Origin of the sequence: Arcticibacter eurypsychrophilus, assembly GCF_001730525.1 — a bacterium.
GTDB lineage: Bacteria > Bacteroidota > Bacteroidia > Sphingobacteriales > Sphingobacteriaceae > Arcticibacter > Arcticibacter eurypsychrophilus.
Genome location: NZ_MDFN01000016.1, coordinates 1 through 22,035 on the forward strand (window position 1 = coordinate 1; position 22,035 = coordinate 22,035).

Annotated in this window: 18 protein-coding genes; 9 read left to right on the plus strand and 9 right to left on the minus strand. The window is 38.5% G+C overall.

The features are described from left to right. The first annotated feature begins 139 nt into the window (after positions 1 to 139). From BFL47_RS10185 to azu, 8 genes are all read left to right on the plus strand, one after another. Positions 140 to 1,477 carry a sigma-54-dependent transcriptional regulator gene (locus BFL47_RS10185; protein ID WP_069659693.1) on the plus strand — a complete coding sequence of 446 codons (1,338 nt, stop codon included), beginning with the start codon at positions 140 to 142 and terminating at the stop codon, positions 1,475 to 1,477. 257 nt (positions 1,478 to 1,734) lie between these two features. Then, on the plus strand, positions 1,735 to 1,812 hold the full coding sequence (locus tag BFL47_RS19290; RefSeq protein ID WP_083257119.1) for a potassium-transporting ATPase subunit F: 78 nt from the start codon (positions 1,735 to 1,737) through the stop codon (positions 1,810 to 1,812). A 9-nt stretch (positions 1,813 to 1,821) separates the two neighbouring features. Next, entirely contained in the window at positions 1,822 to 3,540 is a 1,719-nt protein-coding gene (gene kdpA / locus BFL47_RS10190) for a potassium-transporting ATPase subunit KdpA (protein ID WP_069659694.1), read from the plus strand. An 8-nt stretch (positions 3,541 to 3,548) separates the two neighbouring features. Continuing rightward, positions 3,549 to 5,588, plus strand: coding sequence for a potassium-transporting ATPase subunit KdpB (gene kdpB / locus BFL47_RS10195; protein WP_069659695.1), 2,040 nt, complete (start codon positions 3,549 to 3,551; stop codon positions 5,586 to 5,588). A gap of 10 nt (positions 5,589 to 5,598) precedes the next feature. Next, on the plus strand, positions 5,599 to 6,171 hold the full coding sequence (locus BFL47_RS10200; protein WP_069659696.1) for a K(+)-transporting ATPase subunit C: 573 nt from the start codon (positions 5,599 to 5,601) through the stop codon (positions 6,169 to 6,171). A 162-nt stretch (positions 6,172 to 6,333) separates the two neighbouring features. After that, complete coding sequence (locus tag BFL47_RS10205; protein ID WP_069659697.1) at positions 6,334 to 7,464, plus strand: histidine kinase; 1,131 nt, start codon at positions 6,334 to 6,336, stop codon at positions 7,462 to 7,464. Next, positions 7,461 to 9,215: a HAMP domain-containing sensor histidine kinase gene (locus tag BFL47_RS10210; RefSeq protein ID WP_069659698.1), complete on the plus strand. Its 1,755-nt coding sequence runs from the start codon at positions 7,461 to 7,463 to the stop codon at positions 9,213 to 9,215. Before BFL47_RS10205 ends, BFL47_RS10210 begins: the two co-directional genes overlap by 4 nt. Before the next feature lie 168 nt (positions 9,216 to 9,383). Then, on the plus strand, positions 9,384 to 9,890 hold the full coding sequence (gene azu / locus BFL47_RS10215; RefSeq protein WP_069659699.1) for an azurin: 507 nt from the start codon (positions 9,384 to 9,386) through the stop codon (positions 9,888 to 9,890). A gap of 84 nt (positions 9,891 to 9,974) precedes the next feature. Here azu and nrdF read toward each other — a convergent pair whose 3' ends face one another. The 7 genes from nrdF to BFL47_RS10250 form a co-directional block, all read right to left on the minus strand. Next, complete coding sequence (nrdF, locus tag BFL47_RS10220) at positions 9,975 to 10,958, minus strand: class 1b ribonucleoside-diphosphate reductase subunit beta (RefSeq protein WP_069659700.1); 984 nt, start codon at positions 10,956 to 10,958, stop codon at positions 9,975 to 9,977. 23 nt (positions 10,959 to 10,981) lie between these two features. Next, complete coding sequence (gene nrdE / locus BFL47_RS10225; protein ID WP_069659701.1) at positions 10,982 to 13,072, minus strand: class 1b ribonucleoside-diphosphate reductase subunit alpha; 2,091 nt, start codon at positions 13,070 to 13,072, stop codon at positions 10,982 to 10,984. After that, positions 13,062 to 13,433: a class Ib ribonucleoside-diphosphate reductase assembly flavoprotein NrdI gene (gene nrdI / locus BFL47_RS10230; RefSeq protein ID WP_069659702.1), complete on the minus strand. Its 372-nt coding sequence runs from the start codon at positions 13,431 to 13,433 to the stop codon at positions 13,062 to 13,064. Before nrdI ends, nrdE begins: the two co-directional genes overlap by 11 nt. Positions 13,434 to 13,438: 5 nt before the next feature. Then, complete coding sequence (locus BFL47_RS10235) at positions 13,439 to 13,681, minus strand: glutaredoxin domain-containing protein (protein WP_069659703.1); 243 nt, start codon at positions 13,679 to 13,681, stop codon at positions 13,439 to 13,441. 182 nt (positions 13,682 to 13,863) lie between these two features. Then, a complete protein-coding gene (locus tag BFL47_RS10240) occupies positions 13,864 to 16,032 on the minus strand; it encodes a cation:proton antiporter (protein WP_245681347.1) in 2,169 nt (722 codons plus the stop codon). Positions 16,033 to 16,056: 24 nt separating this feature from the next. Then, positions 16,057 to 16,629 carry a hypothetical protein gene (locus tag BFL47_RS10245; protein ID WP_069659704.1) on the minus strand — a complete coding sequence of 191 codons (573 nt, stop codon included), beginning with the start codon at positions 16,627 to 16,629 and terminating at the stop codon, positions 16,057 to 16,059. 72 nt (positions 16,630 to 16,701) lie between these two features. Beyond that, on the minus strand, positions 16,702 to 19,293 hold the full coding sequence (locus BFL47_RS10250) for an outer membrane beta-barrel protein (RefSeq protein WP_069659705.1): 2,592 nt from the start codon (positions 19,291 to 19,293) through the stop codon (positions 16,702 to 16,704). A 666-nt stretch (positions 19,294 to 19,959) separates the two neighbouring features. Between BFL47_RS10250 and BFL47_RS19785 the strand changes: the two genes are divergently transcribed. Beyond that, entirely contained in the window at positions 19,960 to 20,115 is a 156-nt protein-coding gene (locus BFL47_RS19785) for a hypothetical protein (RefSeq protein WP_170827302.1), read from the plus strand. Between the two features lie 90 nt (positions 20,116 to 20,205). Here BFL47_RS19785 and BFL47_RS10255 read toward each other — a convergent pair whose 3' ends face one another. Together BFL47_RS10255 and BFL47_RS10260 are read right to left on the minus strand one after the other, a co-directional pair. Next, entirely contained in the window at positions 20,206 to 20,703 is a 498-nt protein-coding gene (locus tag BFL47_RS10255; protein WP_069659706.1) for a DUF4411 family protein, read from the minus strand. Positions 20,704 to 20,707: 4 nt separating this feature from the next. Beyond that, on the minus strand, positions 20,708 to 21,838 hold the full coding sequence (locus BFL47_RS10260; protein ID WP_069659707.1) for an ImmA/IrrE family metallo-endopeptidase: 1,131 nt from the start codon (positions 21,836 to 21,838) through the stop codon (positions 20,708 to 20,710). Positions 21,839 to 22,035: the final 197 nt, after the last annotated feature.

Genomic DNA, 22,035 nt, shown 5'->3' on the forward strand with positions numbered 1-22,035 from the left:
TACTAATCCCGGTTTTACCGGACAACAATATTTATTTATATACATCCTAATTTATTTACACACATCCTAAACCTTTTTTTAATACAATTAAACTTTCTGACAGTAGAAAATGAGTAATATTGGATCTTAAATATTCCACATGGGTCCTACTGTTCTGATTATTGATGACGAAAACAAGTTACGCGGTTTGCTTGCCCGCATTATAGAACTGGAGGGATTTACAGTTTTGCAAGCTCCGAATGGAAAATCAGGACTGAAGATGGTCGAGAACGAGGACATCAGGGTGGTAATCAGCGACGTAAAACTGCCTGATGCCAACGGAGTTGAACTCGTTAAATCGATCAAAGAGATCAAGCCATTTGTTGAAGTGATCAACCTAACCGCATATGGGACCATACAAGATGGTGTCCTTGCCATTAAAAATGGGGCATTTGATTATATCACAAAGGGCGATGATAACGACAAAATCATTCCGCTGCTGAACAAAGCCCTTGATAAAGCGAATCTGCAATATCGGGTGAGTCAGCTGGAGCAAAAAGTAAGCAGCAAATATAGTTTTGATACCATACTAGGGAACTCAAGAGCTATAAAAGAAGCAAAAGAACTAGCCAGGAAAGTAGCAAAAACCGATACTACCGTTTTGTTTCTAGGTGAAACAGGAACAGGAAAGGAAGTATTTGCACAGGCTATTTTATATGAAAGTGCCCGTAAGATGAAACCCTTTGTAGCAGTCAACTGTAGTGCCATTTCGCGCGAACTATTAGAGAGTGAACTCTTTGGCTATAAAGCCGGTGCCTTTACAGGCGCTCAGAAAGATAAAAAAGGACTCTTTGAGGAAGCTCATGGAGGTACAATCTTCCTGGATGAGATTGGTGAGATGAGCCTCGATCTTCAGGCTAAAATGTTACGCATCCTTGAATCAGGTACTTTTATTAAAGTGGGTGATACAAAAACCACAGAAGTAAATGTCCGCCTGATGGCTGCAACAAATCGCAACCTGCAAGAGGAGGCTGAAGCCGGCCGTTTCCGTCTCGATCTCTTTTACCGCCTTTCCGTTTTCACTATCTATTTACCCGCCTTGAAAGATCGTAAAGAAGACATTGAACTCATTGCCAAACATTACCTGAAAGAGTTTGCCGAAAAAACGAGTTTCGGTAGCGGTAAAATGGACGACAAGTTTATCCAACTTTTAAAAGATCATTCCTGGAAAGGAAATATCAGGGAACTTAAAAACATAATGGAACGCGTAACCATTCTTTCTGATGGAGGAATCATTACTCCCGATTTATTACCCTACGAATTTCACTCCGGACAGCAGGAAACTCAATCTTTGGACCTAGCCAGTGTAGAAAAACATCATATCTCCAAAGTACTGCAGCATACCAAAGGGAATAAAACGGAAACAGCAAGATTGTTGGGGATAGGCCTGACAACCCTTTACCGTAAAATTGAAGAGTATAACATCCAGTCCTTTTAATCTAAAACACCCTTCCATAATGAAAAAAACCCTTCCAAAACGGAAGGGTTTTTTTCATTATGGATTATATCAAATTGATGAAACACTTTTATCTATCTGTATATAAATTAGTTACATCTACAACTTTATTTAGGTACAACCATTGATAAGGAATATCAAACGAAAAGATATGTTAACGATATTATTACTACTAGCCCTCTTAATTTTATGCTGGGTGATTTACAAATCCATCGATTGGTTCGAGAAAATCTAAAACTATGACCGCATTATTTATCATCGCATTAGCAGTTTTTGTATACATGGTGTATGTACTGCTTAAACCTGAAAAATTTTAATTCATTATCATGAATACCGAATTAACTGGAGTAATCCTCACCTACATCATCACGCTGGCCATAGCAATTCCATTAGGAATTTACCTGGCTAAAGTATTCTCAGCAGAGAAAGTATGGACAGACTTTTTCAAGCCTTTGGAAAAATTCATCTATAAACTATCCGGTATAAATCCTGATCAACCCATGGACTGGAAACAGCACATGAAAGCCTTATTAACTATCAACATGGTTTGGTTGATTTACGGATTTTTTGTACTGATCTTTCAGGATAAGCTTCCTCTGAATCCTGATGGAAATCCTGGACAGACACCTGATTTGGCCTTCAATACCATTATCAGTTTTGTGGTTAACTGCAATCTTCAACATTATTCAGGCGAAAGCGGACTTACCTACCTGACACAGCACTTCGTAGTCATGTTCCTGCAATTTGTAAGTGCCGCAACCGGCATCGCAGCTGCATTCGTATTATTCAAGGCCTTTAGAGAAAAAAGCACAACCAATTTAGGCAACTTCTGGTTTTACTTTGTTCGTTCAATCACCCGCTTATTACTTCCTCTTTCTTTTTTAATAGCTATGGTACTCACCTTTAATGGTACACCATCCAGTTACGAAGGGAAAGATCAATATATTTCCCTTCAGGGCGATACCGTAAATGTATCAAGAGGACCTGCCGCAGGAATGATTGCCATCAAACATCTGGGAACAAATGGTGGTGGATGGTTTGGCGCAAACTCTGCACATCCATTAGAAAACCCCAACTATCTCACCTCAATGGTTGAGTTAATTGCCCAGGTCATCATTCCTATTGCTATGGTCATTGCCTTCGGATATTTCATCCGCAGAAAAAGACTCGCATGGATGATCTTTGGCGTAATGACTATAGGCATGTTGCTCTTGCTGATCCCAACACTCAGCTCAGAGCTTGGCGGAAGTCATGCGCTTGCAAAAATGGGCATCTCGCAACACACCGGTGCCATGGAAGGCAAAGAAGTACGTTTCGGTCCGGCAATGTCAGCCTACTGGAGTACCGTAACCACTATTATTTCCACCGGATCAGTAAACAGTATGCATGATAGTTCCATGCCGTTAACCGGCTTATGGCAGATGCTGGGAATGATGATCAACTCATTCTATGGAGGTTGTGGCGTAGGTATCCTCAACTACTTCATTTATCTGATCATTGCGGTCTTTATATCTGGACTTATGGTTGGCCGAACCCCCGAATTCCTTGGGCATAAGGTCGAAGCCAGAGAAGTTAAAATAGCAGCCATCATCACCCTGCTAAGTCCCTTTCTAATTTTAGCAGGTACTGCAATTGCAAGTCACGTACTTACAACATCTCCCAATGCCGACTGGGCAGTAAAACCCGGAAACTGGTTAAATAACCCTGGGTTTCATGGTTTTTCAGAGATTCTTTATGAATATACCTCATCGAACGCCAATAACGGATCCGGCTTTGAGGGATTAGGCGATAACAATATCTGGTGGAACGTTTCAACCGGCCTGATCTTGTTACTAAGTCGATTTCTTCCTATCATCGCTCCTGTTGCAATAGCAGGACTACTTGCAAAGAAAAAATACATCCCCGAGTCTGCAGGTACTTTAAAAACCGATACATTAACCTTTAGCATGATGACCTTTGCGGTTATCGTTGTACTCAATGCACTTTCATATTTCCCTGCCCTGGCCTTAGGACCAATAGCAGAATACTTTACTCTCATTAAGTAAATACATCGATGAAAAATCAATCCAATCCATTATTTGAATCTGCTTTAGTGCAAACCGCACTGAAACAGTCAATCCATAAACTTGATCCCCGGATAATGATTCGAAACCCGGTGATGTTCACAGTGGAAATCGGCACCTTGGTCATGCTGTTTGTTACTTTATATTCCTCCACGCATCATGATCAGGGATCATTTGGATATAATCTAAGCATATTTATAGTGCTTTTACTCACCCTCCTATTTGCCAATTTTGCTGAAGCGATTGCAGAAGCTCGAGGTAAAGCGCAGGCCGACAGCTTGCGCAAAACACGGGAAGACACACCTGCCAAAGTTTTACTAGAAAATGGTACCACAGAGATCCGTTCATCCAACCAATTACGAAAAGGAGATGTATTCGTTTGTGAAACCGGAGATACCATTCCAACCGACGGCGAAATCATCTCAGGGATTGCTACGATAGACGAGTCCGCTATTACAGGAGAGTCAGCCCCTGTGATCAGGGAATCAGGGGGCGACAAATCATCCGTTACCGGTGGTACAAAAGTATTATCCGATTACATTAAAGTACAGGTTACTACCCAACCGGGGGAAAGCTTCCTGGATAAAATGATTGCTTTGGTAGAAGGTGCTTCCCGTCAGAAAACACCGAATGAAATTGCCCTGACCATTTTGCTTGCCAGTTTTACCTTAGTGTTCATCATCGTTTGTGTGACACTGAAACCCTTTGCAGACTATGCGAAGACACCCATTACCATTTCAGCCTTTATTTCCTTATTTGTTTGTTTGATCCCCACTACAATTGGAGGTCTGCTTTCGGCGATAGGAATTGCTGGAATGGATAGAGCTTTACGTGCCAATGTAATCACTAAATCAGGTAAAGCAGTAGAAACTGCAGGTGATATTGATACATTGTTACTCGATAAAACAGGAACCATCACTATAGGAAATCGAAAAGCCACAAACTTTTACCCTACAGCAGGAGTCAACCTAAATAATTTTGTTAAAAGTAGTTTACTCAGTTCTCTTTCTGATGAAACACCCGAAGGAAAGTCAATTGTAGAACTTGCGGAAAGTTTAATGCCACGAGGATCATTTAACAGGTTAGAAACTTCATCAGCAAACTTTGTTAAGTTCACCGCAGAAACACGCTCAAGTGGAGTGGATTTACAGGACGGAAGGCAAATTAGGAAAGGTGCATTTGATACTATTAAAGTGATGTCAGAGCAAGCAGGTAATACATTTCCTGAGGATATTAAATCAAAAGTCATTGAAATCGCTTCTAATGGAGGAACCCCTTTAGTAGTAGCAGAAAACCTGAAAGTGCTTGGTGTAATTGAACTTCAAGACATCATCAAACCGGGCATTCAGGAACGTTTTGAACGCTTACGTAAAATGGGTGTAAAAACAGTCATGGTGACCGGTGACAATCCACTTACAGCCAAGTACATTGCTGAAAAAGCAGGTGTAGATGATTTTATTGCTGAAGCTAAACCTGAGGATAAGATGAACTACATCAAGGAGGAGCAGGCAAATGGTAAATTGGTCGCTATGATGGGTGACGGTACCAATGATGCTCCCGCTTTAGCACAGGCCGATGTTGGTGTAGCTATGAACAGTGGTACACAGGCTGCTAAGGAAGCAGGAAACATGGTAGACCTTGATAATGACCCAACTAAGCTGATTGAGATTGTAGAAATCGGAAAACAACTGCTCATTACCAGGGGAACATTAACTACCTTTTCTATTGCCAATGACGTTGCCAAGTATTTTGCCATCGTACCCGCTCTTTTTATAGCATCTATACCGGCTTTGCAGGGTATGAATATCATGAATCTGCACAGTCCCGAAAGTGCCATCCTTTCCGCAGTGATCTTTAATGCCATCATTATTCCTATGCTGATTCCCCTTGCACTTCGTGGAGTGGCTTATAAACCCATAGGTGCAAGCGCCCTGTTACGCCGTAATATACTTATATACGGAATTGGCGGAGTGGTTGCCCCTTTTATAGGGATCAAATTAATTGATCTCCTGATTACTTTTATGTTTTAAAATTACTAAAATGAAAAAATACATCATACAATCTATCCGTTTAACTTTAGTACTTATAGTACTGCTATGCGTGATATATCCTATCTTAATCGCTTTTGTTGGTAAACTTTCAAAAGGTGAAGGCGGTGGACAGAAGATAGTAGTAAACGGAAAAACAGTTGGTTATGCCAATATTGGACAGCTATTTACACGCACTGACTATTTTTGGGGACGCCCATCTGCAGTGGAATATAATGCAGCAGGCTCTGCTGGATCTAATAAGGGTCCTTCCAACCCGGATTACTTAAAGCAGGTTGAAGAACGAATTGATACCCTTCTGAAGTATCACCCCTATTTAAAACTTGCTGAAATCCCTGCGGACCTTGTAACCGCATCAGGCAGTGGTCTTGATCCTGACATTTCTCCTGAGGCTGCTCGTATCCAAATCAGAAGAGTGGCTGAAAACCGAAAACTAAATATAGATGAAGTAACTGCATTAGTAAACAAAAACACCGAAGGTCCTCTTCTTGGATTAATAGGACCATCAAAAGTAAATGTGCTAAAATTGAATCTTGCTCTAAATGATATGACGAAATCCAGGTAAAATAACCGATGAGATTTTTTCACCATTCGCTAAACAACTGATTGGATAGCTTTACAGCAAAAGAGTTTATACAATGGTAAAGCTAAGGAAAAGATTAAATAAACAAATGCCTGTTTTTTGCTAAGGCCCTTTATATGAATAAGTATTATAATTGATCAAACAATGGACGACGACTTCCGGGAAAACTCTGTACAAAAGTTTCTTGATCTGGTAAAAAAGACTAGGAGAGGCAAATTTAAAGTCTACATAGGCATGAGTGCCGGTGTTGGAAAGACGTACCGGATGCTTCAGGAAGCACATTCTCTACTCCGAAACGGCATCAATATTCAAATTGGCTATATTGAAACACACAATCGTTCTGAAACACATTCTTTACTCGAGGGCATCCCTCTAATTCCAAGAAGGAAAATCTTTTATAAGGGAAAAGAACTGGAAGAGATGGATGTTGCTGCTATTCTAAACAGGCATCCCGAAGTAGTTATTGTTGATGAACTTGCTCATACCAATGTAGAAGGGAGTAAAAATCAAAAACGCTGGCAGGATGTTGTAGACCTTCTTGAAGCTGGTATTAGTGTTATTTCAGCAGTAAACATTCAGCATATGGAAAGTCTGAATGAAGATGCTCAGAAAATAACAGGCATCCAGATCACGGAACGGATTCCCGACAATATCCTTTCCATGGCGGATGAGATTGTCAATATCGACTTAACAGCAGACGAACTTATTGATCGTCTTAAAGAAGGAAAAATCTATGATAGCAGCAAAATTAATCTGGCTCTTAAGAATTTCTTTCAGGCTGATAAGATCCTGCAACTGCGTGAACTGGCACTCAAGGAAGTTGCTCATTATGTAGAACGAAAAATCAATGCGGAGATCCCAAAGCAGATTAAACTTCGCCCCGAACGCTTTCTTGCATGTATCTCCTCCAACCCCCAGATCGCAAAAACAGTAATCAGGAAAACTGCCCGTCTGGCCTCCTATTACCGGTCCCCCTGGTTAGTGTTGTATGTGCAAAGCAGCGCTGAAAATGCAGATCGGATTAAGCTTGATAAACAACGTCATTTAATTAACAACATGAAGCTTGCTACAGAACTGGGGGCAGAAGTAATAAGAGTTAAAAGTGACTATATTACGCAAACTATTATGCAAATTGCTGAAGAAAAAGAAATTACTACAATTTGTGTTGGAAAACCTCATTTAAATATTTGGCAAGTCTTGTTACGGACTGCCATCTTCAACCAGCTACTCCAAAAAATAGCAGCAACTGATACTGATTTAGTTATATTATCATGAAAATAAAAAGCAAACTACGCCTCGGATTCGGATTCCTATTCGTTGTGGTTATATTATTCGGGGGTCTATCTTTATATTATCTGCGTGAGATCTCAAACAACGCAAAAGTTATCCTGAAGGATAATTATGAGAGTCTTCATTATGCACGTGAAATGAGAACAGTACTGGACGAGACTGATTTGCCTCTTTCAGACATTGCCATTAACCGTTTTAACGCAGAGCTGCAAAGAGAGTTAAAGAACATTACAGAACCAGGGGAAGCTGAGGCGGCAACCAATCTTCAAAAAAGCTTTCAAGTATTACAAAACCCCATTCTTCAGATGAAGCAACTGGAGTCAGCTGAACGTTTTGCCCGGGTTTACCTCCGTAAAATTGAAGAATTGAATATGCAGGCTATTGTACGCAAAAACAACCAGGCGCAGCAGTCCGTAGAAAAGGCCACCATCTACCTGGGCATGATTGGCACATTCACTTTTCTAGTTTTGTTTAGTTTCAGTATCAACTTTCCCGGCTTTATAGCCAATCCTGTAAATGAACTTACGGAAGGAATCAAGGAGATCAGTAGGAAAAACTATAAAACCAGACTAAATTTTAAAACCACAAAGGAATTTGAAGAAGTAGCGAGTGCTTTTAACCATATGGCCTCCCGACTGAATGAATGGGAAAACAGTAACCTGGCACAAGTAATATCTGAAAAACTGCGGATCGAAACCATTATTGAACAGATGCAGGACGGGATAATAGGTTTAAATGAGAAAAACAAAGTCATCTTTATTAATCCTGCTGCGGAAAGTCTGTTAAACTTAAACGAAGAAAACATTGTAGGCTCTGATGCCCTTGATGTTGCAAAGAGAAATGATCTGCTAAAAAACCTTTTAGAAAATAAAAATCAGGATAAACCCATTAAGATCTATGCAAATGGAAAAGAGTCCTACTTCCAATTAGAAAGCAGGGAGATCACCATTCCTTTATACAATCAAAACTATGATAATCCAATCATTAAATCGGAAGAGTCTGCCGGTGAAGTGTATATACTAAGAAATATAACCAAATTCCGAGAGCTCGATGAAGCCAAGACCAATTTCATTGCCACCATTTCCCATGAGTTAAAAACCCCTATCGCTTCCATAAAAATGAGTCTACGGTTACTATATGACAATCGTGTAGGCAACCTAAACACGGAACAATCTGAGTTATTAAATCACATCAAAGATGATGCGGAGCGACTTTTAAAAATAACAACTGAACTACTCGATCTGGCACAAGTTGAAACCGGAAACATTCAACTCAACCTCATGGCTGCTGATCCAAAACAAATTGTGGAATATGCAGTCAACGCAGTGAAATTTCAGACCGAACAAAAGCGAATAACCCTAGGCATTAAAGTAAAAGATAACCTGCCTAAAGTACATGCTGATCTTGAAAAAACCGCTTGGGTGTTGGTTAACTTCCTATCAAATGCTATAAGATATAGTCCGGAAAATTCAACAATAAGCATTGAAGTGAAAAGCATGAGTAACTTTATTCAGTTTACCGTTCAGGATTCAGGAAATGGAATTGAAGAGAGATATCTGGACCGGCTGTTTGAACGCTATTTCCAGGTGCCGACAGATGGGCGCAACAAATCAGGATCAGGACTAGGATTAGCTATTTCCAAGGACTTCATCGAAGCACAAAAAGGAGATATATTTGTTGAAAGTGAACTAGGTGCCGGAAGTAAGTTTGGTTTTAACCTTCCTAAAACCGCTTAGCTCATCCTTCAAAAAAATAAGCCATATAATACATAAAGTGGCTCATTGAACAATAAACACTTAAAAAAACTATTATAAAAGTGTTTAGTATGTCACATTATCAAAATTATGACGCTGATCATTTTCCGTCATTAAAATTTTAGTTAAAATTGAAAAAACATTTAAATTATGAAAAAACTAATCATGTTAACTGCTTTTGTACTTCCTGTACTTATAAGCGCTTGTGGAGGTAATCCAAAAAGCACTGAAACCACTCAAACAGAAACACCAGCAGCAACAACAACAGAAACACCCGAAGCCACTACTTCAAATACAGTAGTGATTACCGCTAACGACCAGATGAAATATGATCTTACCGAGATCAAAGTAAAGGCAGGCGAAGAAGTAACACTTACTTTAAAAAATGCAGGAACTATGGCAAAAGAGGCTATGGGTCATAATTTCGTTTTATTAGCACAAGGAACTGATGTAGCTGCATTTGCTACTGAAGCAATGGCTAATAAACCTTCCGATTACATCCCTACTGGTTCAAAAGCAATCTTAGTACATACCAAACTTCTTGGACCAGGTGAATCAGATACCATCACCTTCACAGTCCCTGCAGGCGAATATGAATTTATTTGTAGTTTCCCAGGTCATTATGGTATGATGCGTGGAAAAGTTATCGCTGAATAATTAGCACGAATACCCAAATTAGAAAACCCTTATTGAAATTCAAGATTTCAATAAGGGTTTTCTACTTTTAATGGATTATTATCCTTAGTTATATCGCTCCGCTACCATCAGGAAATCCTCATCCCTCAAATGAACAATTTCTGTAGCTTTTTCATAATTGGTGGATTTCTTAGAGAAAAAATCATGCTGAGTAGTATCCCCATTCAATCCATTTAGTACGATAGGATTAATTTCCTTGACCTCAAATAGCTCATCGAAACCCAAGTTCATTAAAGCTTTGTTGGCGTTATAACGAACGTATTCTTTCACCTCTGCAGTAAGGCCAATATCGGTGTAAATCTCATCTGTATACTTGAGCTCATTTTCATACAACAAGCTAAGAAGCTCCTCCATCTCTTGTTTAACCCCTTCTTTATCTACAATTCTCTTGTAAACATCCTGAGCAAGCAAACCTACAAACACCCCATGTATCGATTCATCCGCCACTATCTTTTTGATAATATCCGCACTCGCCACCATTTGTCCTTGTCCGCACAACCACAAGGGCATGAAGAACCCACTATAAAACAGAAAAGACTCTAGAAATACTGAAGCAGAAAGCGCCATAAACAATTCCCTGTCCGTTACCGTTTCCTTATCCAGCGCCCTGTAGTAGCCGTCAATAGTTGATGCTTTTAGTTGCAGTTTCTTATTCTCCTGAACCCATTTAAAAAGCTCATTGATTTCGGGTGTACTTGTTACCGTAGTAAAGATGGTGGAATATGACTTCGCATGGATCGCTTCCATCATGCACATAAAAGAAAGTACCGCCTTATTTTGCAAAGAATCAATATGATCCAGAATCTTAGGCATCCCGGTATGACTTTGCAGCGTATCCAGTAAAGTTAAACCACCCAAAGCCTTTTTATATACCTCCTGAACAGCCGGCTCCAGACTCTTCCAGCTGTCAATATCTTTAGAAGGAATATATTCTGTATCTACCCAAAATTGACGGATATTCTGTTCCCAAAACAGATTCGCATAATCATTATCAGGCGTATTCCAGTTTACTGCTGTATATTGTTTCATGCTATTTTATATAAAATCCATAATTAAACTCCACAAGCCACACACTCGTCAACCCCTACTTTACGTGTCCGGGTATAATACAGTGACTTCAATCCCAACTTATGCGCATAGATATAGTACACCGCCAAATCTCTTGTATTATCCTTTGTATTGGTATGTAAGATCGTAGAAATTCCCTGATCCACATGGCGTTGAATTACAGAGATGAGTCGCAACACCTTTTTCTGATCCATATCATAAGCCGATTTATAAAAAAAGAAATTATCATTAGTCAGGTATGGCATCGGATAATACGTCGTACTATCACCATACTCGCGCACCTCAATAATATCAACCACAGGCATTACAGAAGCCGTAGAATTCATGATATAGGAAGTAGACTGATTAGGCGCAATTGCCATCCGGTAAGCATGATACAAACCAAACTCTGCGACCAATGCCTTAAGTGAAGCCCAATCCTCTTTACCAGGAATAGAAATTCCTTCAAATAAAGCAATAACCTTCGCACCAACGGGTTTAATGTCATCAGTGATATAGGAATCAAAGTATACGCCCGAAGCATAATCAGAACGTTCAAACCCTTTGAAGGTTCTATTCCTTTCCCTGGCAATCTCCATCGAACGCTCAATTGAATAATAATTGACCATCATAAAAAATACATTACTAAATTCAAGTGCTTCGTCACTTTCATACATAATAAAGTTTTTAGCCAGGAAAGCATGTAAGTTCATAGCGCCCAAACCCACACTATGCAGTTCCTCATTCGCCTTTCGGATCGAAGGAACCATCTCAATATTCGTAATATCAGAAACAACAGTAAGAGAAGTCATAGCCGTTTTTACCGCCTCCTTAATACGTTTGTTTTCCATCACAGTAACAATATTCAACGAGCCCAGATTACAGGAAATCCCATAACGGATTGTATCCTCTTTGCCATAACCCGCTATATCCGATACCTCAGAGATTTGCATGATCTCCGTACACAGATTAGAAAACTTAACACTTCCCAATCCGCTTAACGGATGATTTTTATTCGCATTCCCTTTGAAAAATATATACGGATATCCGCTTTCTTTTTGAGTATGCGCAATCTTTACCAATAAGTGACGGGCATTCACCTTCTTTTTCTTCACTTTCGGATTGGTAATCAGCTCTTCATACATCGCATCCATATTCATTTCATCCAAATACCGGCCGTATTCCAGATAAACCGTGTGCGGATAAAACAAATAACACGCTTCATCTTGTTCCGCTAACTCCATAAATTTATCCGGTACGATCACGCCAATAGACAACGACTTAATCCGCACCTTCTCATCCACATTGATCTTCTTACAATCCAGAAATTCTTCAATATCCGTATGGAAAATATTCAGGTAGACAGCACCAGCACCAGGACGCTGACCAAGTTGATTAGCATACGAAAAAGTATCTTCCAGAATTTTCATTATTGGAAGCACTCCACCGGAACGGTTCTCCATTCCTTTAATCGATTCACCACGACCACGAACCTTTGACATATTAAAAGAAACCCCACCACCAATAGAAGATAACTTCATGGCCGAATCAATCGCATAACCAATCCCATTCAGATTATCCCCTACCTCATCCAGAAAACAAGACACCAGTTCACCTGAACGCTTTTTACCAGAATTTAAAAAAGTAGGAGTAGCAGGCTGATACTCCTGGTTAATCAACATAGTAGCCTGCGCCAAAGCTTCCGCAATATCTCCACGGGATAAAAACAAAGCCACAGCCACTACCCGATCCTCATAACGTTCCAAAAACTTTTCACCCGAATCATCCCTTAAGGCATAACTCTGAAAGAACTTAAACGCACTCATAAAAGATGGAAATCTGAACTTACGCGCATATACCAGGTCATACACCTGTTTCATTTCCTCAAAAGTATACGACTCATAAAAGTTAATATAATAGTCGTTCTCAATCAGATAATCAATCTTTTCCTTCAGCGTATAAAAGAATACTGTATTCTTATTTACATAATCCAGAAAATACGATCTTACAGCCTCTTTGTCCTTGTGCAAACTGTATTCATCATCCTGCTTTCTCATAATCTCATTATTGAGCAGGATCCATTTTTTAGCAATCATGTATTTGTTCTAAAATTTCTATAAAATTGTTGACGTCTTTTTTAGTTCCCGAAAGTTCAAACTTCAGTGACACAGGAATCTGATATTTAAGCGATACCAGATCTGCAGCACGAGCAAAGTTTTGTCCCCAGTTCCTGTTTCCACTCGAGGAAACAGTCATGATATTTCCCGCATGAGTACTTAAAAATTGAACTGTAGATTCTGGAATTTCCCCTATCCGCGTAGTAAAAGTAACCAGGTGCCCCGGATGGTTGACTTGTAGATCAGGACCTATCTTTTGTAGGTTCCAATCCCTTAGTACCCTCAGCTTTTCCATAAACCGTTCCACATTACCGGTTTTAGAATCATAATAAATCCACATGTATGTTATACTACAAGCGCTTTCAGCAATTCATCCGGTTTGAACCCAATGATGCGATGCAAAACCTCATCCTGATCAGTAACGATCACTGTGGGCACAGATCTTACTTTATATTTCATTGCAATTTCGGGCTGATCAAAAGCATTTACTTTCTCATACTCAATCCCTTTTAAATCAAGATACTCGGATACCATATTGCATGGGGCGCAGTCATCCTTCTCAAATTTGATAATTCTTCTCCTAGTCATACTGATCTATTTATTTTATGTACAGACGTCGAATATTTTGAATAAATGCTATTACACACTAATGCACATCTGTATCACAAATCTGCATTATGATTTTCTATTTATTTCGAATAGTTATATACATGCTGTGGAGAAATATTTTTAATAGCCAAAATATGTGACCTTATTCTTACAAATCTGACTTATTTACCTTTGATTAGTCTCCTTATAATAGATCCAGCCTTACTAACTGTACTCATCCGACCCGCTAAGGCTTCGATCAGATTGCCGTCCGTTTTATCAATATCTTCCCTGTCAATACCAAGTTCCAACTGTTTGGGAAACAACATAATTAGACTATAGTTACTAAAGTATTGATGCAGATAATAAGGTAGTTTGTCAAGCTGTTTAACATAGGATACATGTCCCTTTCTGGAAGATATAATCAGAAATAAGTCATTCTGCTTCAACTCACGACTAAGGATCAGAAAGTCATCCCAATTTTCAAAGAGCTGAAAAGTTTTATTAACAGAAATCTTACCCGGCTGGTCTACATCTTTTAAAGTGTCGATGCTTGTTTGATTTGCGTAGAACACCAATGGCAAAGCGGCTTCCCTTGCAATGGTATATAATTTTTCAATCCAATGCATAAAACCCGGCTCAAGTTCAGCCTTAGCAGGAACTACTGCTATAATTCTTTTCAAGGTGTTAATAGGCTGTAGCGGTCTGTATATATAAACCGTTTCGTTGGTTCTTTGCAAAATGTTGCCCGCTACAGGACCAAAGAACTGGAGCTGTGTGCTATTCTTGTGCAAGCCGATCAATACATCTGTAATACCATGTTCCTTAATCGTATAGGTAATCGCATTACTCACATTTACATCAAATCGGGTTAAAGGAATCAACGTATTTTCGGATGCAGAGGCATGGCGGATAGCGGTACCCATCATTTTTTTACCTGCCACCTGTACACTATCCGAACTATTCTCATCACTCACGATATGAAGCGCGTAAACCGGAATAGTACTTTTACGGGGTTTTAGAATAAGTCCCAAATCAACCAGATCCTTTACCGTTTCCGGGTAAGCCATAGAAATAAGGATTTTCTGATGAGGATCCAACTCCTTATCTGTCATATTCTCTTCTTCCAGAGCAAGCATTTGTGACGCCTTTTCCACTACGAAAGAACTGATTGCGCAACTAATCAGGATCAGCAAGATTGTACCATTCAATACATCCTCATTTAAGAGACGAATAGGTTCACCATCAGCCGTTTCCCCAATAATAATATTGTACCCAACCAGAATGATTGCCAAAGTAGCTGCAGCATGAGAAGTACTCAAACCAAAAAGCATCTTCCCTTCCGTAGCAGACAGTTTAAATAATTTCTGAGAGATCCAGGCAGCGAAATATTTGGTGCATACCGCAACCAGCACAATGACACCCGCAACCTTTAAAGCCCCTGTTCCGCGATATAACACAGTTACATCCACCAGCATCCCTACCCCAATTAAAAAGAAAGGAATAAATAAGGCATTACCTACAAAATCAATACGATTCATTAAAGGAGAAGAACGCGGCACAAATTGATTCAATACCAATCCAGAGAAAAACGCGCCTATAATTGCCTCAATACCTGCCGCTTCAGCAAGAAATGATGACAGAAAAACAATGGCCAATACAAATATATATTGAGAAATACTATCCTCAAACCGCTTAAAAAACCAGCGGATAATGGGAGGAAATACAAAAAACACAACACAAACGAAAACAATACAGGAACCACCTAATTGAATCCAGAAGGAGGAAGAAACATCACCTTTAGTTACGCCTGCCACAGCAGCCAGGATCAGCAGAGCCAGAATATCCGTAATCATGGTTCCTCCAATGGCAATCGTCACCGCCAAATTCTTAGCAACTCCATAACGACTCGCTATTGGATAAGAGATTAAAGTATGCGTAGAAAACATACTGGCAAGCAACACGGAAGACAACAAACCATACCCCAGCACATAATAGCTAGCCAGTGATCCCACACATAAAGGCAGCAAAAAAGTAATTAACCCAAACACGACGATCTTTTTGCGGTTCTTCATAAACTCCGTCATATCGATTTCCAATCCGGCAAGAAACATGATATAAAGCAAGCCAACAGTACCAAAAAGAACGATACTACTGTCCCTGGTTAATAAATTAAGTCCATAAGGACCAACGATAACCCCGGCTATAATCAAACCGATAATATGCGGGACTTTAATTTTATTAAAAAGTATGGGGGCAAAAAGTATAATAAACAGTACCAAAGAAAAAATCATAACAGGATTTTTCAAAGGCAATGAGAATTCAAGATTCGACAATAAGAAAATATACATAATTCAATTTCAAAAAGGCTTGATTTACTTAGATAACTCAAGTGCGTACACGATTTTACAATCGCTTCCTCGAATTATTTCGCGGCTGCCCATTAGTTTACCGCTTGCGTTTCGCTGAAGCCTGACCAGCATTCTTGTTGAAGCATCAGCCTGATCCACACCAGGACGCGCGGTAAGCTCAATTCCTCTTGATGTAGAGATCCCCGAATATACGCGCACCAACTTGTCTCTTACCGTTGCCTTGGCTATTAACACATCGTTTTGATAGCCAATTACCCATTGCTCATTTTTCGTGTCACCAATGGCAGAACCGGGACAACTTGCTTCGATACAGGTCATCCTGACATCCCATGCGCCCACAAGAGCGCCGATATGAATGGCCGTATCTGCAGGGTTAATTTGTGTACTATCCAATCGTTTCACACGATCAGTTAATTCCTGCTCCTTGATCTGCAATGTTTTTTCTTTGAGTATCAGCTGTTGCTCTTTTTGCGCAAGCTCTATCTCTTTTTTACGCAAAAGCTGCTCCTTCTTCTTATCGTAACAGCCTGAAAAAAGAAATAAAATGAGGAGTGAAAAGCAGATACTTCTATTCATAGACAGGGTATATATTAGAGTAAAGGTAGAGAATATAGGTGGGAATTGGAATTCAAAGAAAGAGCTAAAACTTTAATTAGATATACTTCTTTTCTTCTCCTCTTCAGCACCCGAAACCTTCTTCACTGGCTTGGACTGACTTTTCCCGAATCGGTAACTTAAATTTAGCCTGAGAATTCTTGTATCATTCTTAACTTTCCAAGTGTCATCTAAGGTACTAGTAATAATATTCGAGGTATATCCCTGTGATCTGAGTACATCATTAACATTGACGCTTATCGAACCTTTATTATCAAAAATGGACCGTTTCAATCCAAAACTTAGATTATAGGTTGGTTCATAGTTGTATGCTCCATCTTGATAATTAGGAATGTATAAAAATCCGAGTTCCGCAGAGTATGTAGTACTAATCGTAATAGTATTACTACTATTCATGTAAGAGGAAAGCCTTTTTGGGTTGGTTATAGCAAAACCATCTATCTTACCTTTAAATGTGGGATAGAACGTCATGAAATTATTATTCGTAAACCAAAAAAAGTTTATTTTTTTTGAATAGGAAAGGTCAACATTAAGAGAAGTAGAACTCTCGATGTTGATTGGCTGAGAAACCGTGATATAACTCTCAGGATTGGCAAATACCCAGTTAGTCATGAAATTAGTTGTACGACTGTAACCGACAGTCATAAAAAGGGAATTCTTGTAGGAATAACCAACCTCTGCATTATATGAATTTTGCGGCTTTAGATAAGCATTACCTTGTAGATAGGTTGTTGTATTGATAAATCTGAGCAGCGGATTTAAGCTTGAATAAGCAGGCCTGTCAACTCGACGAGAGAGATTTAAAGTCAATCGATTTTTTTTATTTACGTTAAAAGTGAAGAAAGCGGAGGGAAATAACTGGAAATAGTTCCTTTCAAAATTTTCATTACTAAGTACTTCCTCTCCTTTTCCATTGGTGTTTTCTGCACGGATGCCTAGTTGTATGTCCAATTTACGTACTGCCTTTTTCATATTGACATACCCTGCATTTATACTCTCCGTATAGTTGAAGTTATTACTCAAAGTATTATCTTTAACAGCACCTTGTGCAAGCATCTCAAAATATCTACTATCAGTTTTCGAGGAAGCGCGGCTTGATTTTAGACCTAACTCAATAGTAAAGATCTTTTTAATCGGAAGGATGTAGTCGCCTTTAATTGAAATCACAGACAGTTCTCTATTTTGATTTAATAAAATATTGGTATTGGTATTTGGTAATTCTGATTGGACCTGTTTATTAAAAATGTCTTGGTGTGCATCTGTATGGTAATTTAAAAAATCAAAATCAAAAGAGAGTTCCTGGCCTGCAGTATCCACTTGGTGTAATAGGTGCGCATTAGAAGAATAATAAGCAAGTACATCCCGGGAAATGTTTAAAAAACTGAAGTTCTTATTACTTTGGTTTTGGGAGTTCAGCTGTGAATTCGAATTTGATTCATTATCAAATGTCTGAAACTCGCCATTGCCAGCGATGGTGAGGGTTGTTTTAGGCGCAAGATAGACATCAACGGCAATCGATGGTGTATGAGTTTTATAAATCCGAACATGATTATTTTGAGAACCTAAGGTTGACTGCAGACTTCCAGCGTTTAAAAAGTTGGTCATGGCAACAGAGCTCCTGAAACCTTTGTTATAGGTATAGTTTTCTGATACGGACAGATTTATTATATCATTCTTAAAATTAACAGCTGAACCTCCATTACTTTTGCTATATCTTCCCTGGCTATATGAGCCATTTAAGGTTCCATTGAGGCCAGTTTTTTTTCCTTTCTTTCTAACAATATTAATGATACCACCACTCCCCGCTGCTTCATACTTAGCTGAAGGCTTAGAAAGAATTTCAACTTTTTGAATATTCGATGATGCTAAGCCTGTTAGGAAGTTAGTTAATTCTTGCCCTGAAAGCCTGGTCGGGCGACCATCTATATACACATTTACTTGCGGGTTCCCGTTTAAGATCACTTGCCCCTCTGGGCTTATTAACACCCCAGGAAGCTTTTCAATAACTTCCAGCATAGATGCCCCTTCACTTAAGATGCTGTTTTGAATATTAACGGTAGTCATGTCAGCAGTTCGTTCAATAAATGGTGTCTGGGAGACTATATTTACCTGCTTAAGTTCAGTTGTTTTAGAAGCAACTAACACAAAATCTTGAAGGATTACCGCGTGCTGAGACCCTGATACTACGATCGTACTTGTTTTAAACTGAATATAACCTAATACTTGTGCCGAGATCAGATAACTTCCATTTTTTACTGGCTTAAAAATGAAAGTGCCGTCACCGCTGCTTAGCGTAATTTTCACTACGGTTGAATCAACAGCATTTTTTAGAACAATGGTGCCATAATCAATTGGTGCCCCCTGTTGATTAACCAGCCTCCCCGATACAGATCCATCTTGCAGAGATGTTCCGGCAACCAAGTTTGCACAACTTGCAAAATTGAATAAGATCCAGGCACCGAAACAAAGTTTACGGCTGGGAAACCAATCCTTAAAAAGAATTCTTATTGAAAAAGGACTAGTTAATTTAAAGAAATACCCTGAAATGGACATAATATTTGCTCCGGATAAAAATTCATCAATGGTTAATCTACATAATTGACTGCATTCCTGAATTTTATTCATTAAGCTGAAAGATTGATAAGATACTGGCTCAATTTCGAGGTGAATCTGATTAATTATGTCAAGACACTAAGATCATTAACTTTAATGATAAGTTGTTGTTTTAATTTAAAAAATATTTATGAAACCTAACACTAATCTGTCAAAAAGAATTAAAGACCCATAAATTAAATTAGAACGATGGTTAAAAGAGTTCCAATCTCCGCTGTAACCTTATTATTGTTTATTTTACTATCGACTAGTGGTATTAGGGGTACTTATTGTCTTTTTACAAAATGAAACAAGTGTTAAGCAGTCAATTAAAAATCAAACCTAGATCTTATCATTTTTGCAAATTCTTAAAATTTAAAAGTCGCCTGAACAGCTTATCTATCATTCACCTTAATTTAAAAACTTATAAAATTAATCTTATCATCTTTTAAGGTTCCAGTTACTCCTAGGCTCCTATTTGGCGGCAAGAGAAATTTGTCCACTTGGGAAATGACTTGACTTTCAAAAGCTTCAAGTCCAAAATTGACCGCCGCAAACCTTAGCCCCTTATTTACAGCCGTCACTATTCAAAACAAGTAAAAAAACAGATGAAAAACAAAACTTAGCACTATAGCAGGAAGTTCAACGGCAGGCACCAATGGAAACATCAACTATGTTTATCTGCCAGGCAGGTATTCCATGTCTTTTTCTGGTTCTTTAGTGACTAATAATGATGGAAGCAAACACCATCTGATCGGAATTGTGCCAGATATAAAAGTAAAACGAACCATCGAAGGAATTAACCAACAACGAGATGAGGTTTTTGATTCGGCATTAATTGAGGCAATAAAATAAATGGACACATTGAAAATTCTTTCACTATTGTTTTAAGAATTTTGAACGTTCCACAAATACTTACGTAATTAAAATCATTTTGGGTGTTATCTAAAAATGTTCACCCAATACTCTAAACATTTCAATAGTATTAACGCACTGTATACCTAATGGTGAACACACATCTGGAATTTTTAATTTGCTTTTTCTATTCGGTTCACTTGTTTCATGAGTAACTATCTTACCACCATTTGCCAAAGAGTAAGCAATTAGCCAGGCATCAGCTTCATTTGCATCCAAAAATTCATTTAATGCTGCTGAATTATAATGGGTTGATTTAGAATGTGCCCAATTTGAAACAACAATATATTGCTCTATGATAAGATCTGTATTTTTAAAGAAATCGTTTGACAGATTTGCGTTACACCATAAAGTCAATTCATCTTTATTCAGATGTATCTCATCCTTTACTTTATCAATAGAAACAATCTTTCCTTCTGTAGCCAATTCTTTAACCTTTAACCAAAAACCAGGTACAACATCCATTGGGTAGTGCATTCTGTGAGCCTGAATAAAGAAGTTGCTGTCTAAAATGAAAGGATTTACCATTAAGCTAGAAAAGATGTTTAGTTACAAAATTTTGATAGGTATCACCCTTTAAACCGGTAATCTTATAAGCATCACGGTATAAAAGTTTATTTTGCTTTACAGCTTGATCTACATATATAGCAAAACTCACACTAATTCGTTTTCGAGCAGTCGCATAAAAATCACCCCCACTTCCTTGACTTTCTTTTTTAAGTCGCAACCCTTCCATATATTGGTTATAAAAATGAAAGAATTCCGCTTTAGTGATTTTATCTAAATCCAAAGCCCTTCTAGCAATTACAATTGGACTAACTTTAAAATATCTTGCAACTTTTGTGATATCAGCTTTTTGTATCCACAATCTATTAAAAGAACTTGCCGGAACTAAAAATTCAGCAGCGATTTGATCGCATAATTTCTCAACGGGGTCATTAGCCGGCATTAAGTTTCGATTATCAAATCCAGCACTTTTACCTAGCCAGATATGAGCAAGTTCATGAATAATGGTAAACAATTGAGCCGCTTTAGCATCAGCAGCATTCACAAACATGAAAGGTACCATTTCGTTTACCAAAACAAAACCTCTACATTCTTCAACTGGAATTACACGCTGTGTATTATTTTCTACAACACCATTGAAGTTAATTATGATACCTGCATTTTCAATTTTCTTTGTGATGAAGCTCAAAGTATCTTCATAGGTTTGAAAAGCGTTAGCCCATTCCGCATTCAGATTTAAAGTAATTCTGATATCATGTACAACATCCTCAAAGTTTGCCTTACTATCAAACTTACCCACAAAAGAGAGCGGGTCTTCATTATTTTCCAATAAATAATCAGTGAGCCAGTCTTGCCTACGCTGTAATATTAAAATGGTATCGTAAATATTTAAACTAACCTGATTAGTTTTGCTATTGCCAGTTCTAAAAAATGGAAATGTAATGTGTTCTTTAGGTGGTTCCTGAAGAAATAAATAGCCAAAAGGAATATGAACACGCTTTGCAAAATCCTCTAACTGCTTAACGGTTGGATTTTTATCCTGTTCAATCCATTTTTTAACATTGGGGAACTTTTCTAAAAAATCCTCCAAAACATATCCTGCCCGAGCAATTGCCCAAGTAAGCATAGTTGGATTGATATTTATTTCAGTTCCCATTTTACAAATATAATTATATAATTGATTTCTACCTCCTGAGGCCAGAATCAACTGATCTAGATACTATATTTCAGCTTGTCTTAATCCTTATTTGTGGTGGATATACCTCTTGAGGACTATGTTCGAAAAAATCTTCAGTCACTTTAAAAAGTCTTAATCCTTAATGTGTTGGACCTACCTCTTGAGGGATGATTTTA

Coding starts and splice junctions, on each gene's coding strand:
- BFL47_RS10185 (WP_069659693.1), top strand. CDS start 140: ATGGGTCCTACTGTTCTGATTATTGATGACGAAAACAAGTTACGCGGT.
- BFL47_RS19290 (WP_083257119.1), top strand. CDS start 1,735: ATGACCGCATTATTTATCATCGCATTAGCAGTTTTTGTATACATGGTG.
- kdpA (WP_069659694.1), top strand. CDS start 1,822: ATGAATACCGAATTAACTGGAGTAATCCTCACCTACATCATCACGCTG.
- kdpB (WP_069659695.1), top strand. CDS start 3,549: ATGAAAAATCAATCCAATCCATTATTTGAATCTGCTTTAGTGCAAACC.
- BFL47_RS10200 (WP_069659696.1), top strand. CDS start 5,599: ATGAAAAAATACATCATACAATCTATCCGTTTAACTTTAGTACTTATA.
- BFL47_RS10205 (WP_069659697.1), top strand. CDS start 6,334: ATGGACGACGACTTCCGGGAAAACTCTGTACAAAAGTTTCTTGATCTG.
- BFL47_RS10210 (WP_069659698.1), top strand. CDS start 7,461: ATGAAAATAAAAAGCAAACTACGCCTCGGATTCGGATTCCTATTCGTT.
- azu (WP_069659699.1), top strand. CDS start 9,384: ATGAAAAAACTAATCATGTTAACTGCTTTTGTACTTCCTGTACTTATA.
- nrdF (WP_069659700.1), bottom strand. CDS start 10,958: ATGAAACAATATACAGCAGTAAACTGGAATACGCCTGATAATGATTAT.
- nrdE (WP_069659701.1), bottom strand. CDS start 13,072: ATGATTGCTAAAAAATGGATCCTGCTCAATAATGAGATTATGAGAAAG.
- nrdI (WP_069659702.1), bottom strand. CDS start 13,433: ATGTGGATTTATTATGATTCTAAAACCGGTAATGTGGAACGGTTTATG.
- BFL47_RS10235 (WP_069659703.1), bottom strand. CDS start 13,681: ATGACTAGGAGAAGAATTATCAAATTTGAGAAGGATGACTGCGCCCCA.
- BFL47_RS10240 (WP_245681347.1), bottom strand. CDS start 16,032: ATGTATATTTTCTTATTGTCGAATCTTGAATTCTCATTGCCTTTGAAA.
- BFL47_RS10245 (WP_069659704.1), bottom strand. CDS start 16,629: ATGAATAGAAGTATCTGCTTTTCACTCCTCATTTTATTTCTTTTTTCA.
- BFL47_RS10250 (WP_069659705.1), bottom strand. CDS start 19,293: ATGAATAAAATTCAGGAATGCAGTCAATTATGTAGATTAACCATTGAT.
- BFL47_RS19785 (WP_170827302.1), top strand. CDS start 19,960: ATGTCTTTTTCTGGTTCTTTAGTGACTAATAATGATGGAAGCAAACAC.
- BFL47_RS10255 (WP_069659706.1), bottom strand. CDS start 20,703: ATGGTAAATCCTTTCATTTTAGACAGCAACTTCTTTATTCAGGCTCAC.
- BFL47_RS10260 (WP_069659707.1), bottom strand. CDS start 21,838: ATGGGAACTGAAATAAATATCAATCCAACTATGCTTACTTGGGCAATT.